This is a genomic window from Arthrobacter sp. G.S.26 (assembly GCF_050847375.1).
In the GTDB taxonomy this organism is placed as follows: Bacteria; Actinomycetota; Actinomycetes; order Actinomycetales; family Micrococcaceae; genus Arthrobacter.
Genome location: NZ_CP193752.1, coordinates 1,508,919 through 1,521,815, shown reverse-complemented (window position 1 = coordinate 1,521,815; position 12,897 = coordinate 1,508,919). Strand labels below are relative to the sequence as shown.

Below are 12,897 nucleotides of genomic sequence, written 5' to 3'. Positions count from 1 at the left end.
TTACCGGCCACGGTGCCGGCACCCGAATCAGGCATGCCGGCTGAGCGCAACTGCCTTCGCCGCGAGCTCCGGGTCCTTCCAGTCCAGCCAGTCCACGCGCGGGTCGGCACGGAACCAGGTGAGCTGGCGGCGGGCGAACTGGCGGGTGGCCACGATGGTTTCCTCTGCCGCCTGGGCCTCTGTTGCCACTCCTTCCAGGACGTTGAGGAACTGGGAGTACCCGAGGGCCCTGGCAGCTGTCCTGCCGCGCCGCAGGCCCTCAGCATCGAGCCGCCGGACCTCGGCGGTCAGGCCGTTGGCAACCATGCCGTGCACCCGGTCAGCGAGCCGGACGCGGAGCACCTCCCGGTCCACTGCCAGGCCGATCTGCACGGCCGGCTGGAAGTACTCCCGGCGGGGCATAAAGGCGCTGAACGGGCGGCCTGTGAGCTGCTGGACTTCCAGTGCACGGATGATGCGGCGGTCATCCGTGAGCCGCTCCGCCGACACCGGGTCCACGGCGCGAAGGCGTTCGCGCAGCGACGCCGTTCCCTGGGCTGCAAGGTCCGCTTCCAGCTGCCCGCGAAGTTCGGGGCTGGTGCCGGGGAACTCCAGGACGTCGAGGGCCGCCCGGACGTACAGTCCCGAGCCGCCGGCCAGGATGGCCCGTTTGCCGCGGGCATGGATGGCTGCCACAGTTGCCCGGGCCTGCTCCTGGAAGTCCGCAACGCTCGCTTCCTGGGTGACGTCCATGATGTCCAGCAGGTGGTGCGGCACACCCCGGCGTTCGGCGATGGTGATTTTTGCGGTGCCGATGTCCATGCCCCGGTAAAACTGCATGGCATCAGCGTTGATGACCTCGCCATCCAGTGCGAGGGCGAGGTCAACAGCGAGGTCTGACTTACCGGAGCCGGTGGGTCCGACGACGGCGATGACGGCCGGGGCTGCCACCGGTCAGCGGGTGCGCAGCGGCAGGGCAGGCATGCCAAGGGACACGCCGGAACCACCCTTTGCAGCCCCTGGTGCGGGAGCGCCGCAGGAGTCCGCCAGGGACCGGTCCCAGGCGTCCCCGGCGCGTGAGCGCCTGAGGCTGTAGTCCTCCGGAGCAGGATCGGCGACGAGGTGGAAGGCTGCTGCCTCGGTGATGGTGACGGTGACCAGGTCACCCGGACGCGGGGCCGGGGCCCCTGCCGGAACCGAGAAGTGCACCAGCCTCTGGTCCTGGGCACGGCCGGAGAGCCGGTGCGTCTCTTCGGACTTGCGTCCTGACTGTGCGGTGACCAGCACTTCCACCCGGCGGCCCAGCTGGCTGCGGTTCTCTTCTGCGGCGATCCTGTCCTGAAGTGCGGTGAGCCGTTCGAAGCGTTCCTGCACGACGGCCTTGGGCAGCTGCTCAGGCAGGTCGGCGGCGGGAGTGCCCGGCCGCTTGGAGTACTGGAAGGTGAAGGCGGTGGCGAACCGGGACTGCTGCACCACGTCAAGGGTGGCCTGGAAGTCCTCCTCGGTCTCGCCGGGGAAGCCCACAATGATGTCCGTGGAGATGGCGGCATGCGGGATCCGGGTCCGGACCTTGTCCAGGATGCCGAGGAACCTGGCGGACCGGTAGGAGCGCTTCATGGCCCGCAGGACGGCGTCCGAACCGGACTGCAGCGGCATGTGGAGTTGCGGCATCACGTTGGGGGTTTCGGCCATGGCATCGATGACGTCGTCAGTGAAAGCGGCCGGGTGGGGGCTGGTGAACCGGACGCGTTCGAGCCCCTCAATGTCGCCGCAGGCGCGCAGCAGCTTGGAGAAGGCCTGCCGGTCGCCGAATTCCACGCCATAGGAGTTGACGTTCTGGCCAAGCAAAGTGACCTCGATGGCGCCGTCAGCCACCAGGGCCTGGATTTCGGCGAGGATGTCGGCCGGGCGGCGGTCCTTTTCCTTGCCCCGGAGGGCGGGCACGATGCAGAACGTGCAGGTGTTGTTGCAGCCCACGGAGATGGATACCCAGCCCGAGTAGACCGAGTCGCGTTTGGTGGGCAGCGTGGACGGGAAGACGTCCAGTGATTCAAGGATTTCCAGCTGCGCTTCGTTGTTGTGCCGGGCCCGGTCCAGCAATGCCGGCAGCGCACCCACATTGTGGGTACCGAAGACAGCGTCCACCCACGGCGCCTTCTTCAGGATGGTGTCCCGGTCCTTCTGGGCCAGGCAGCCGCCGACGGCGATCTGCATGCCCGGGTTGGCGGCCTTGATGGGGGCCAGCATGCCCAGGTTGCCGTAGAGCTTGTTGTCGGCGTTTTCCCGGACCGCGCAGGTGTTAAAGACCACAACGTCTGCCTGGGCGCCTTCGGCCGGTACGTAGCCGGCGTCCTCCAGCATCCCGGCCATCCGCTCGGAGTCGTGCACGTTCATCTGGCAGCCGAAGGTCCGCACCTGGTAGGTGCGGGCGCCGGCAGGGCCGGAGTGCAGCGGCAATGCCGGCTCCGCTTCGGTTGCGGGCGCTGCAACGGAACCGTTGCCGGGAAGGGGGGAAGGAATGGTCAAACTCACCTGTTAAGGGTAGCCGCTTACCGGCTGGCCGGTGTCTGCCGCGTGCGCATCGATGACGTCAGCCACAATCCGGAAGGCCTGGGCGGGCTGATACCCCTTGCGGGCGAGCATGGACGCCAGCCGGCGGGTTGTTTTGTCCCGCCCGGCGCGGTCGCCAAGGTTCAGGCCGGGCCGGAGCTTGCGCTCCACCAGGCTCCGGGCTGCCAGTTCCTCGTCGGCGTCGGACAGCTGTTCCAGGGCGGCTTCCGCGGTGTCCGGCTCGATGCCTTTCTCTGCCAGTTCCCGCCGGAGCGCGCCCTTGGCGAGTTTCCGTGACTGCGCGCGGCTGCGGACCCACATGTCCGCGAACTCGGCATCGTTAATGAGCCGAACGTCCTCGAACTTGTCCAGGACGTTTTCTGCGACATCTTCCGGAACGTCCCGTTCGGCCAGCTTGCGGGCCAGCTGGAGCCTGCTTTTGGGTGCCGCCGACAGCTGCCGGTAGACGATGGCCTTGGCCACCGCCTCCGGGTCCGCCTCCGCATCCACCGGGAAGCCGGCGGGTCCGCCTTCTTCCACCTCAGGGGTGGAGCGGCGGGCCCGTCTGCTGCGCGGTTCTCCGAATCCGGTCAACTGCTAAAACCCGTCGACGGCCTTCAGCTTCGGCGAATCGGCGGACTCGGCCTCAGCCGGCTTCACACCCACACCGAGCTTCTCCTTGATGAGCCGTTCGAGCTCTGCTGCAAGCTCCGGGTTGTCGCGCAGGAACCGGCGGGAGTTCTCCATGCCCTGGCCCAGCTGGTCGCCGTCGTAGGTGAACCAGGAACCGGACTTCTTGATGAGGCCGTGCTCCACACCCATGTCGATGATGCCACCCTCGCGGGAGATGCCCTGGCCGTAGATGATGTCGAATTCGGCGATCTTGAAGGGCGGGGCCATCTTGTTTTTCACAATTTTGGCCTTGGTCCGGTTGCCGACGGAGTCGGCACCTTCCTTCAAGGTCTGGATCCGGCGTACGTCAATGCGGATGGAAGCGTAGAACTTCAGCGCCTTACCACCGGTGGTGGTCTCGGGCGAGCCGAAGAACACGCCGATCTTCTCACGCAGCTGGTTAATGAAGATGGCGGTGGTTTTGGTCTGGCTCAGGCGGCCGGTGATCTTACGCAGCGCCTGGCTCATCAGACGGGCCTGCAGGCCCACGTGGCTGTCGCCCATGTCGCCTTCGATTTCGGCGCGGGGCACCAGGGCGGCTACGGAGTCGATGACGATCACGTCCAGGGAGCCTGAGCCGATCAGCATGTCCATGATTTCGAGGGCCTGCTCACCGGTGTCCGGCTGGGAGACCAGGAGGGCGTCCGTGTCCACGCCGAGCTTGGCGGCGTATTCGGGGTCAAGGGCGTGCTCGGCGTCGATAAACGCTGCGATGCCACCCTGGCGCTGTGCGTTGGCCACCGCGTGCAGCGCAACGGTGGTTTTACCCGAGGATTCCGGGCCATAGATCTCCACAACCCGACCGCGGGGCAGGCCGCCAATTCCAAGCGCGACATCCAGTGCGATGGAGCCGGTGGGGATGACCTCGATGGGGGCACGGACCTCATCGCCCAGGCGCATGACCGAGCCCTTGCCGAACTGCTTGTCAATCTGGGCCAAAGCTGCTTCCAGCGCTTTTGCACGATCCGGGGCTGCCGCCATGGTTGACACCTCTAATGCTTTCTCGATGGTGGCCTTCAGGGCCGTTTATTGGTCATCTCTGACGCTAGGGGGACCCACTGACATTTCCGCCGGATGGCATCGGCTATGTGGATAACCCGCTGGTAAAAGCATAACTTTATCCGAACAGGTATTCGAACCCGCGCCCGGCGTGTCAGCAGGTATTCCGGATTTTTCGCTCGCCCCGGCAGGCGCGGAGGGCGCTTGGGCCGGCCGGAAACGCAGCCGGGATCAGTCGGCGGCGGGTTTGATGTCGCGGCCCAGGCGCCGGTCTGCAGGGACGTCCTGCACGTCGCACATGGCCAGCCAGACCTTCCTTGGTTCCACCCCGGCGGCCAGCGCCTGCTGGGCCGTGCGGCCACCCACCCCGGCCAGGACCAGGGTGTTGCCCAGCACGCGGGAATAGCCCGCGCCGAACTCGTCGTCCATGAGTCGCCAGTAGTCGCTGATCCGCATCGGTAAATCCTCTCACGGCCGCGGACCCTAGAATTGTTGCCATGAGCAACTCTCCCGGCGGCCAATCAGTTGACCGCCCCGCAGACATTGATGTGGTTGACGCCGCCCTAAGGAACGTTGAGCACCAGATCAGCGTGTTCTGGCGGCGTGCCCGGGCCATTTCAAACCAGTTGTCCCGCCAGGTCCACCCGGATATGGAGCCTGCCGCCTACGGCCTGCTGACCATCATCCGGCGCGAAGGTCCCATCCGGCTGACGGAGCTGGCCATGAACATCGGCGTGGGCAAGCCGTCCGTCAGCCGGCAGATTGCGTTCCTGGAGAGCATCGGCCTGGTGTCCAAGGAAGCGGATCCATTGGACGGGCGCGCCCAGTCCATCCAGCTGACGCCAAAGGGCGAGGAGAAGATGCACCAGGTCCAGGACGCCCGCCGGCAGGTATTCCAGGAACGCCTGGGCGAATGGCCGGTGGCCGACCTGGAAGAACTGGCCCGCTACATGGCCAAGTTGAACGCAACGTATGAGCGCGACGGTTTCCCGAAGGACGAACCTGCGGAACCGGGCAGCAAGGACGCCTAGCCCTGCTGGATCGGGCCCGCTTGGGCCACCGGCCAGAAAACGCAGCGAAGCCCCCGACCGGACGGTCGGGGGCTTCGCTGCGTTTGCTGAAAAGCGGCTGGAATGCCCTTAGCGGGCGCCGGACAGGAGTCCGGTGGAGAGTTCGTCGTTCAGCTCCGAGCTGAGGTCGCGCTCCAGGTCGCGGCCGTAGCGCTGGGAGAATTCCTGCGGCACGGTGTCCGGCACGGCGACGCCTTCGGCGACTGCCACCCGGTCGCTGACCTCGCGGAGCATGCTGGACAGCGGAACGTCCAGGGCCGAGCAGATCGAGGAGAGGAGCTCGGAGGAAGCTTCCTTCTGGCCGCGCTCCACTTCGCTGAGGTAACCCAGGGAAACGCGGGCGCTGTGCGAAACTTCACGGAGCGTGCGCCCCTGGCGCTGGCGGACATCGCGCAGGACATCACCGATTTCGTGACGAAGTACAACCATCTTGCGCTCCTTCTGTTCGCTCTTAGCCTGATCGGCGAGGCCCACATCCTTCCAGCGGACAACGCCGTTTACGGATACGGGCTGCTTTACCATCTGTATCGCCTTGCTCCCTCTTATGTCAGGTCCGCGGAGATGCGGGCCAACGTGGTGATTTCATCCTAGGCGCCTCCGCTCTTCGGAAGCGACACAATGTAATAACTAATCGCCGGTGGCATTTGTTCCCGGCTACTTTACGTCCGGTAACTATGTGGCGCATCCCACAGGCGGCACTCAAAGGGTTGCCGGGAATGGTGTTACGCCTGGGCGGCCAGCACAGCCAGCAACCGTTCGAGGGCGGCAGCGCACGCCTGGCCGCGGATTTCCGCCCGGCTCCCGGCGAACGAATAACCAAACGCTTCAGCGCCGGCCGCGGTGGCGACACCGATGTAAACGGTTCCCACGGGTTTGCCGTCGTGCGGTTCCGGGCCTGCCACGCCGGTGGTGGACACGCCGATGCCGGCGCCGAGGACGGTCCGGGCGCCTGCCGCCATGGCGGCGGCGACGTCCGCGTCCACGGATCCGGCGCTGGCCAGGAGGCTGCCGGAGACGTGCAGGACCTCTTCCTTCACCGAGTTCCGGTACGCCACCACCCCGCCTTGCAGCATGCCTGATGCGCCGGGGGTGTCGGCCAGGATGGCGGAAACCATCCCCGCGGTCAGGGATTCGGCCGTTGCCACGGTGGTTCCGGCGTCGAGCGCCGCCGCAACCGCCTGCCCGGCCAGCAGGTGCAGGCTGCTCATGGTGCTGCCGGACCGTTGCCGGTTTTGGCCTGCAGTTTGCCTTTGGTCCGGAGGCGCAGTGCTTCAACGACGTATTCGACGCCGGTCCAGACCGTGATGGCCACGGCCGCCAGCATCACGGCCAGCGCCACCCAGGTCAGCCAGCCGGCAATGGCGGCGAGCGGCAGCAGGTACAGGAAGATGGCCAGCGTCTGGACCACCGTTTTCAGCTTCCCGCCGCGGGAGGCTGGGATCACGCCGTAGCGGATCACCACAAAGCGCAGCGCCGTGATCCCCCATTCACGGACCAGGATCACCACGGTGACCCACCAGGGCAGCTCACCAAGGACGGAAAGCATCACCAGCGCGGACCCAATAAGCATCTTGTCGGCGATGGGGTCGGCGATTTTGCCGAAGTCGGTGATGAGGTTCCGGCTCCTGGCGATGTCGCCGTCGAGCTTGTCCGTGTAGATCGCGACGGCGAACACGGCCACTGCCGCCCAGCGCCACGGCCCGGAGGTGCTTTCCAGGCCAGGCGCGTCGGCAAGCAGGAACCAGACAAAGAAGGGCACCAGGGCGATGCGGATCATGGTCAGGATGTTGGGCAGGTTCCAGACCCCGGCACGGCTGGAGCCGGCGGCGGTTGCATCGGTGCTAGTCACCCTCCTAGGCTACCTGCCAGCGCCTAGCGTCCGGTCAGCGACCAGGCGTCCTCGGAGCCTTCGTCGTCATCTCCGTAGCCTCCCGGGGCCGAATCCGAGCCGTCGTAATATTCCACGTTCTGCTTGCGCTGGTCCAGATCCGCGGCCACCAGGTCCTCGGCGTAGCCGCCCTGGGCGACGTTGGCGTTGGCGTTATCGCTCAGCGCCGCAGTCTGGGCGTCGGGTGTGGCCGGTGCTTCCTGGCCCTTCATGGCAGCGAGGACGGGGGCGAGATCGTCAGGCTTGACCAGGACGTCGCGGGCCTTGGAGCCCTCGGAGGGACCCACCACTCCCCTGGACTCCAGCAGGTCCATCAGCCGGCCCGCCTTCGCGAAGCCCACACGCAGTTTCCGCTGGAGCATGGAGGTGGAGCCGAACTGGGTGGTGACCACCAGTTCGGTGGCCTGCAGCAGGACCTCGAGGTCGTCCCCGATGTCGTCGTCGATCTGCTTCTTCTGCGCCTCGGGGGCCACATCGTCGCGGTAGACGGCCTTCAGCTGGCCCTTGACGTGTTCCACCACCTTGTGGATTTCCGATTCGGTGACCCAGGCGCCCTGGACACGCATGGCCTTGGAGGCGCCCATGGGCAGGAACAGCGCGTCACCCTGGCCAATCAGCTTCTCGGCGCCGGGCTGGTCAAGGACCACGCGGGAGTCCGTCACGGAGGACGTGGCGAAGGCCATGCGGGAGGGCACGTTGGCCTTGATCAGGCCGGTGACAACATCCACGGACGGCCGCTGGGTGGCGAGCACCAGGTGGATGCCGGCGGCGCGGGCCAACTGGGTGATGCGGACAATGGAATCCTCAACATCGCGCGGGGCCACCATCATGAGGTCGGCGAGCTCATCCACGATCACCAGCAGGTACGGGTACGGCCGGATGACCCGCTTGGAATCGACGGGCGGCTGGACTTTGCCGGCGCGGACGGCCTTGTTGAAGTCGTCGATGTGCTTGAAACCGTAGTTGGCCAAGTCATCGTAGCGGGCATCCATTTCCCGGACCACCCACTGCAGCGCCTCGGCGGCCTTTTTGGGGTTGGTGATGATGGGGGTGATCAGGTGCGGGACACCTTCATAGGCGGTGAGCTCCACACGCTTGGGGTCCACCATAACCATCCGCACCTCGTCCGGGGTGGCCCGCATGAGGATTGAGGTGATCATCGAGTTCACAAATGAGGACTTACCGGCACCGGTGGCACCGGCCACCAGCAGGTGGGGCATTTTGGCGAGGTTGGCCACCACGTAGCCGCCCTCAACGTCCTTGCCCACACCCATCACCATGGGGTGGTCGGTGCGGCGGGCGTTCTGGCTGCGGAGCACGTCACCGAGCGAGACCGTCTCGCGGTCCGTGTTGGGGATTTCGATCCCGATGGCGGACTTTCCCGGGATGGGGCTCAGGATGCGCACATCGCTGGAGGCAACGGCGTAGGAGATGTTTTTGGACAGGGCCGTAACCCGCTCCACCTTGGTGCCCGGCGAAAGTTCAATCTCGTACCGGGTCACGGTTGGGCCGCGGCTGAACCCGGTGACCTGGGCCTCGACATTAAACTGGGTCAGGGTTTCCGTGAGGGAGGCAACAATGGCGTCGTTGGCTTCGGTGCGTTCCTTGGGGATGGACCCGGGGGTCAGGACGTCCGACGACGGCAGGGTGTAGGTAACGTCGCCGGCCAGGGACAGCTGCTCGGTGCGCTGCGGGATGGGGGTGGGCGGCGGCGCGGGCGTGACCGGCTTGGCCGGAACGTGCGGGGCTGCGGCGGGCGCCGCGGAGGCTGCCAGGCCGGCTGCGGCCATGCCGGGCGTGATCAGCGGGATGGACTCCGTGGCGTTCCCGGCCGGCGCGGCGGCGCTGCCCAGGCCCTGGGCCGCCTTGATCTTCTCGACGGCGATTTCCGCCTGGGTGGGACGGCGGACGCCCGGGGCCGGGCGGCCCTTCTTCGGTGCTTCAGCGTCGTCATCGATCACTGCATGCTCGAAGGCCTCGTCCCCGACGTAGCCCTCCAAACCTGTATCGCCGTCGTCGTCCCTGCCGAAGAGGCGGCGCTTCTTCTTTTTGGGTGCCGCCGGTGCCGGGCGCTCCAGGTAGCTGCGGTCGTGGGTGTCGCTGTCCCCGTCCTGTTCCATCAGGTCGATGCCCATCAGGTGCTCGTAGCCGCCGCGGAGCCGCCGCGGGATCGCGCCGAAGGGGGTGGCGGTGATGATGAGCAGCGACACGAAGGCCACCACGCCATAGGCCACCAGGGGCACGGCGGCGTGAATGGCAGCCAGGGGGGTCGCGGCCAGGAAGCCGAGCATGCCGCCGGCCTGCCGGAGTCCGTCGAAGCCCTGCGCCACGGTGGGCTGGCCGCCGATGACGTGGGCCAGGCCGCTGCCGGCAAAGGTCATGATCAGGAAGCCGATGCCCACCCGGTTGTTGCCGCGCCCGTCGGACGGACTACGGAACAGCCGGAACGCGCACACAAAAAGCATCAGCGGCAGCAGCAGTGACATCCAGCCGAAGGTGCCGTTGACAACGGCGTAGACGGCGTCGGGGAACCAGCCGGTGAGGCCCCACCAGGCAAAGGTGGCGATGAAGACGCCAAGGGCCAGGTTGAACAGGGCTGCGCCGTCGCGGCGTTCCTCCGCGGGGAGGTCGCTGACGTCGTGGCCGATCCGGCGTACGCCGCCGCCCACCAGGTGCCCGATGCCCAGCCAGGCACCACCCACCACCCGCAGAAGCCAGGGCTGGTGGTGCTCGACGACGGGAAGCTGGCGGGTGCGCTGGGAACCAGCGGAGCCGGCAGCCCGGCCGGTCCGGGCGGCAGCCGCGCCGGAACCGCGGCCCGTGGAGCCGCCGGATTTGTTGCCGGAGCTGCCCTTGCCGGTCCCGTTGGGCGCGGAAGTAGTACGTGTGGCCATGGTAGCCACGGTACCCGAACCGGGCCGGTATTCCGCGGATTTCGGGCCCTTCAGGGTGCGGTTCCACGCAGGAAGGCCCGGTTCCGAAGAACCGGGCCTTCCTGGCGGGGGTAAGGCGTCCTACGCTTCGAGCACCACGGGGATGATCATCGGCTTGCGGCGGAGCTTGCGGTTGACCCACGTGCCCACCACTCGGCGGACCACCTGCTGCAGCTGGTGGCTGGTGTGGTCGGTGCGGTTCAGCACTGCCTCTTCCAGGGCGGCGTTGATCTTGGGAATGATCTCATCGAAGACTGAATCATCTTCGGCCACGCCGCGGGCGTGGATTTCGGGGCCGGAGACCACCTTGCCGGTGGTCCGGTTGATCACGGTGATGATGGAAATGAATCCTTCGTCGCCCAAGGTCTGGCGATCCTTGAGGTCCGCTTCCGTGACTTCACCCACGCTGGAACCGTCGACGTAGACAAAACCGACCTCGACCTGGCCCACCACGTCTGCGCGGTGGTCCTTGAGGTCGATGACGGTGCCGTTGTCGGCGAGGATCACGCTGGCCTCGGGAACGCCGGATTCGATGGCGATCTTGCCGTTGGCCATCAGATGGCGGGTTTCGCCGTGGACCGGCATGGCGTTCAGCGGCTCGAGGATGTTGTAGCAGTACAGCAGTTCGCCCGCGGCGGCGTGGCCGGAGACGTGGACCTTCGCATTGCCCTTGTGGATCACGTCGGCGCCGAGCTTCAGCAGGCCGTTGATGATCCGGAAGACGGCGTTTTCGTTGCCGGGGATGAGGCTGGAGGCCAGGATGACGGTGTCGCCGTCACCCACCACCACCCTGTGGTCACCGTTGGCCATGCGGGACAGCGCCGCCATGGGCTCGCCCTGCGAGCCGGTGGACATCAGGACCACGCGGTTGTCCGGCAGGTTATCGATGTTCTTGATGTCCACAATCAGGCCTGAAGGGACGTCAAGGTAGCCAAGCTTCTCCGCGATGGCCATGTTGCGCACCATGGAGCGGCCCACAAAGGCCACCTTCCGGTTGTGCTTGGCCGCGGCGTCAAGGACCTGCTGGACGCGGTGCACGTGCGAGGAGAACGAGGCGACGATGATCCGCTTGCTGGCCTGGCCGAACAGCCGTTCCAGCGTGGGGCCGATTTCCTTTTCCGCGGTGGTGAAGCCGGGGACGTCGGCGTTGGTGGAGTCCGACATAAACAGGTCAACGCCCTCTTCGCCGAGCTTGGCAAAGTGCCGGAGGTCGGTGATGCGGCCGTCCAGGGGCAGCTGGTCCATCTTGAAGTCGCCCGTGTGCAGGACCGTGCCGCCTGCGGTGCGGATGAAGACGGCCAAGGCGTCCGGGATTGAGTGGTTGACGGCAACGAATTCGCATTCGAACGGACCGAACTTCTCCACTTGCCCTTCCTCGACGGTCAGGGTGTAGGGCCGGATGCGGTGTTCCTGCAGCTTGGCCTCGATGAGGGCAAGCGTGAGCTGCGAGCCCACCAGCGGGATGTCGGCGCGCAGCCGGAGCAGGTACGGAACGGCGCCGATGTGGTCTTCGTGGCCGTGCGTGAGGACCACGGCGACGATGTCGTCGAGACGGTCCTCGATGTAGGAGAAATCGGGCAGGATCAGGTCCACGCCGGGCTGGGTTTCCTCAGGGAAGAGGACACCGCAGTCCACGATCAGCAGCTTGCCGTCGATTTCGAACACGGCCATGTTCCGGCCGATCTCCCCGAGTCCGCCCAGGGGGACGATCCGCAGCGTGCCCTGGGGCAGGCGGGGAGGAGTAACGAGGCCGGTGAGGGCGACTTGGGTCATAGTGCACTTCTTTCCAGGCGGAAGGTGCGGGTCAGCGTTTTCAGGAGAAGACCAGCCCCGCTTCCGCCAAATCCCCGCGGATGGTTTCGATCTCGGCTTCGTCCGGCTCCACGAGGGGCAAACGGACAATCGAGTTGGGCAGGACTCCCTGCCATTTAAGAATCTGTTTGGCTGCGACGGCGCCCTGGACCCGGGTCATGGTGGCGCGGACCACGGGCAGCAGTTCGGCGTTGATCTTCCGGGCGGTGCCGAGGTCGTTGGCGTTGACGGCGTCGATGAGTTCGCGGAACCGGCGGGTGGCCACGTGCGTGGTGACACCGACGAGGCCGACCGCGCCGAGGGCCATCCAGGGCAGCGTCAGTCCGTCGTCGCCCGAGTAGAACGCGAGGTCGGTTTCGGCCATTACGCGTGCGGCGGCGACGAAGTCGGCCTTGGCGTCCTTGACGGCGACGATGTTGTGGTGCTGCGCCAGGCGGATCATGGTGTCCGGTTCGATGGCGATGGAGGAGCGGCCGGGAATGTCGTAGAGCATCACGGGAACGTCGACGGCGTTGGCGACGGCCTCGAAGTGCGCCCTGATGCCGGCCTGGCTGGGCTTGTTGTAGTAAGGGGTCACCAGGAGCAGGCCGTCGACGCCGAGGGCTGCGGCTTCCTGGGAGAGGTGGACCGAGTGTGCCGTGTCGTTGGTGCCGGTACCGGCGATGATGGCGGCCCGGTCCCCCACAGCTTCCTTGACGGCACGGAACATGCCGAGGTTTTCCGCATCCGTGAGGGTGGAGGTTTCGCCGGTGGTTCCGGTGACCACCAGGCCGTCGCAGCCGTCATCCACAAGCTTGGTGGCGAGCGCCTTTGCCTGCTCGTAGTCCACTGCGCCGTCCTTGGTGAACGGAGTAACCATGGCAGTCAGGAGTGAACCAAGGGCAGGGGTGTGCGCGGAAAAGTCAGACATGGAAAAAACGTTACCCTGTCCCATGCTGGTTAGGACAATGCCACGGGCGTGATGAACGTCAAACAACCGGCTTCATAAGTCATG

Annotated in this window: 12 protein-coding genes; 1 reads left to right on the top strand and 11 read right to left on the bottom strand. The window is 66.3% G+C overall.

Annotated features, from left to right (window positions below; all coding sequences use genetic code 11):
- Positions 1-27: 27 nt before the first annotated feature.
- The 5 genes from miaA to ACRB8A_RS06915 all read right to left on the bottom strand — a co-directional run bounded on the left by miaA (position 28) and on the right by ACRB8A_RS06915 (position 4,656).
- Complete coding sequence (miaA, locus tag ACRB8A_RS06935; RefSeq protein ID WP_050685702.1) at positions 28-930, bottom strand: tRNA (adenosine(37)-N6)-dimethylallyltransferase MiaA; 903 nt, start codon at positions 928-930, stop codon at positions 28-30.
- Positions 931-933: 3 nt separating this feature from the next.
- A complete protein-coding gene (gene miaB, locus ACRB8A_RS06930; protein ID WP_432245888.1) occupies positions 934-2,511 on the bottom strand; it encodes a tRNA (N6-isopentenyl adenosine(37)-C2)-methylthiotransferase MiaB in 1,578 nt (525 codons plus the stop codon).
- 3 nt (positions 2,512-2,514) lie between these two features.
- Positions 2,515-3,012 (bottom strand): regulatory protein RecX, encoded by a 498-nt coding sequence (locus tag ACRB8A_RS06925; protein ID WP_432246023.1) that lies wholly within the window; start codon positions 3,010-3,012, stop codon positions 2,515-2,517.
- Positions 3,013-3,126: 114 nt separating this feature from the next.
- Positions 3,127-4,182, bottom strand: a complete 1,056-nt coding sequence (gene recA, locus ACRB8A_RS06920) for a recombinase RecA (protein WP_050685704.1) — start codon at positions 4,180-4,182, stop codon at positions 3,127-3,129.
- Between the two features lie 249 nt (positions 4,183-4,431).
- Entirely contained in the window at positions 4,432-4,656 is a 225-nt protein-coding gene (locus tag ACRB8A_RS06915; protein ID WP_050685705.1) for a DUF3046 domain-containing protein, read from the bottom strand.
- Between the two features lie 41 nt (positions 4,657-4,697).
- On the opposite strand from ACRB8A_RS06915, the gene ACRB8A_RS06910 reads away from it, so the two are divergent.
- A complete protein-coding gene (locus ACRB8A_RS06910) occupies positions 4,698-5,231 on the top strand; it encodes a MarR family winged helix-turn-helix transcriptional regulator (protein WP_050685706.1) in 534 nt (177 codons plus the stop codon).
- A gap of 108 nt (positions 5,232-5,339) precedes the next feature.
- On the opposite strand, the gene ACRB8A_RS06905 is transcribed toward ACRB8A_RS06910, so the two are convergent.
- The 6 genes from ACRB8A_RS06905 to dapA all read right to left on the bottom strand — a co-directional run bounded on the left by ACRB8A_RS06905 (position 5,340) and on the right by dapA (position 12,813).
- Positions 5,340-5,792 carry a helix-turn-helix domain-containing protein gene (locus ACRB8A_RS06905; protein WP_432245887.1) on the bottom strand — a complete coding sequence of 151 codons (453 nt, stop codon included), beginning with the start codon at positions 5,790-5,792 and terminating at the stop codon, positions 5,340-5,342.
- Positions 5,793-5,992: 200 nt separating this feature from the next.
- Entirely contained in the window at positions 5,993-6,478 is a 486-nt protein-coding gene (locus ACRB8A_RS06900; protein ID WP_285240814.1) for a CinA family protein, read from the bottom strand.
- The gene (gene pgsA / locus ACRB8A_RS06895; protein ID WP_050687698.1) at positions 6,475-7,119 is read right to left on the bottom strand and encodes a CDP-diacylglycerol--glycerol-3-phosphate 3-phosphatidyltransferase; all 645 of its coding nucleotides are present in this window, start codon (positions 7,117-7,119) and stop codon (positions 6,475-6,477) included. Before pgsA ends, ACRB8A_RS06900 begins: the two co-directional genes overlap by 4 nt.
- 23 nt (positions 7,120-7,142) lie before the next feature.
- Complete coding sequence (locus tag ACRB8A_RS06890) at positions 7,143-10,052, bottom strand: DNA translocase FtsK (RefSeq protein ID WP_432245886.1); 2,910 nt, start codon at positions 10,050-10,052, stop codon at positions 7,143-7,145.
- A gap of 120 nt (positions 10,053-10,172) precedes the next feature.
- Positions 10,173-11,864 (bottom strand): ribonuclease J, encoded by a 1,692-nt coding sequence (locus ACRB8A_RS06885; RefSeq protein WP_050687691.1) that lies wholly within the window; start codon positions 11,862-11,864, stop codon positions 10,173-10,175.
- 40 nt (positions 11,865-11,904) lie between these two features.
- Positions 11,905-12,813: a 4-hydroxy-tetrahydrodipicolinate synthase gene (gene dapA / locus ACRB8A_RS06880; RefSeq protein ID WP_432245885.1), complete on the bottom strand. Its 909-nt coding sequence runs from the start codon at positions 12,811-12,813 to the stop codon at positions 11,905-11,907.
- Positions 12,814-12,897 lie beyond the last annotated feature (84 nt).

What these genes read in the sequence shown, in the direction of transcription:
- recA (WP_050685704.1), bottom strand. Translation starts at nt 4,182, where the DNA reads ATGGCGGCAGCCCCGGATCGTGCAAAAGCGCTGGAAGCAGCTTTGGCC.
- ACRB8A_RS06915 (WP_050685705.1), bottom strand. Translation starts at nt 4,656, where the DNA reads ATGCGGATCAGCGACTACTGGCGACTCATGGACGACGAGTTCGGCGCG.
- ACRB8A_RS06910 (WP_050685706.1), top strand. Translation starts at nt 4,698, where the DNA reads ATGAGCAACTCTCCCGGCGGCCAATCAGTTGACCGCCCCGCAGACATT.
- ACRB8A_RS06905 (WP_432245887.1), bottom strand. Translation starts at nt 5,792, where the DNA reads ATGGTAAAGCAGCCCGTATCCGTAAACGGCGTTGTCCGCTGGAAGGAT.
- ACRB8A_RS06900 (WP_285240814.1), bottom strand. Translation starts at nt 6,478, where the DNA reads ATGAGCAGCCTGCACCTGCTGGCCGGGCAGGCGGTTGCGGCGGCGCTC.
- ACRB8A_RS06890 (WP_432245886.1), bottom strand. Translation starts at nt 10,052, where the DNA reads ATGGCCACACGTACTACTTCCGCGCCCAACGGGACCGGCAAGGGCAGC.
- ACRB8A_RS06885 (WP_050687691.1), bottom strand. Translation starts at nt 11,864, where the DNA reads ATGACCCAAGTCGCCCTCACCGGCCTCGTTACTCCTCCCCGCCTGCCC.
- dapA (WP_432245885.1), bottom strand. Translation starts at nt 12,813, where the DNA reads ATGTCTGACTTTTCCGCGCACACCCCTGCCCTTGGTTCACTCCTGACT.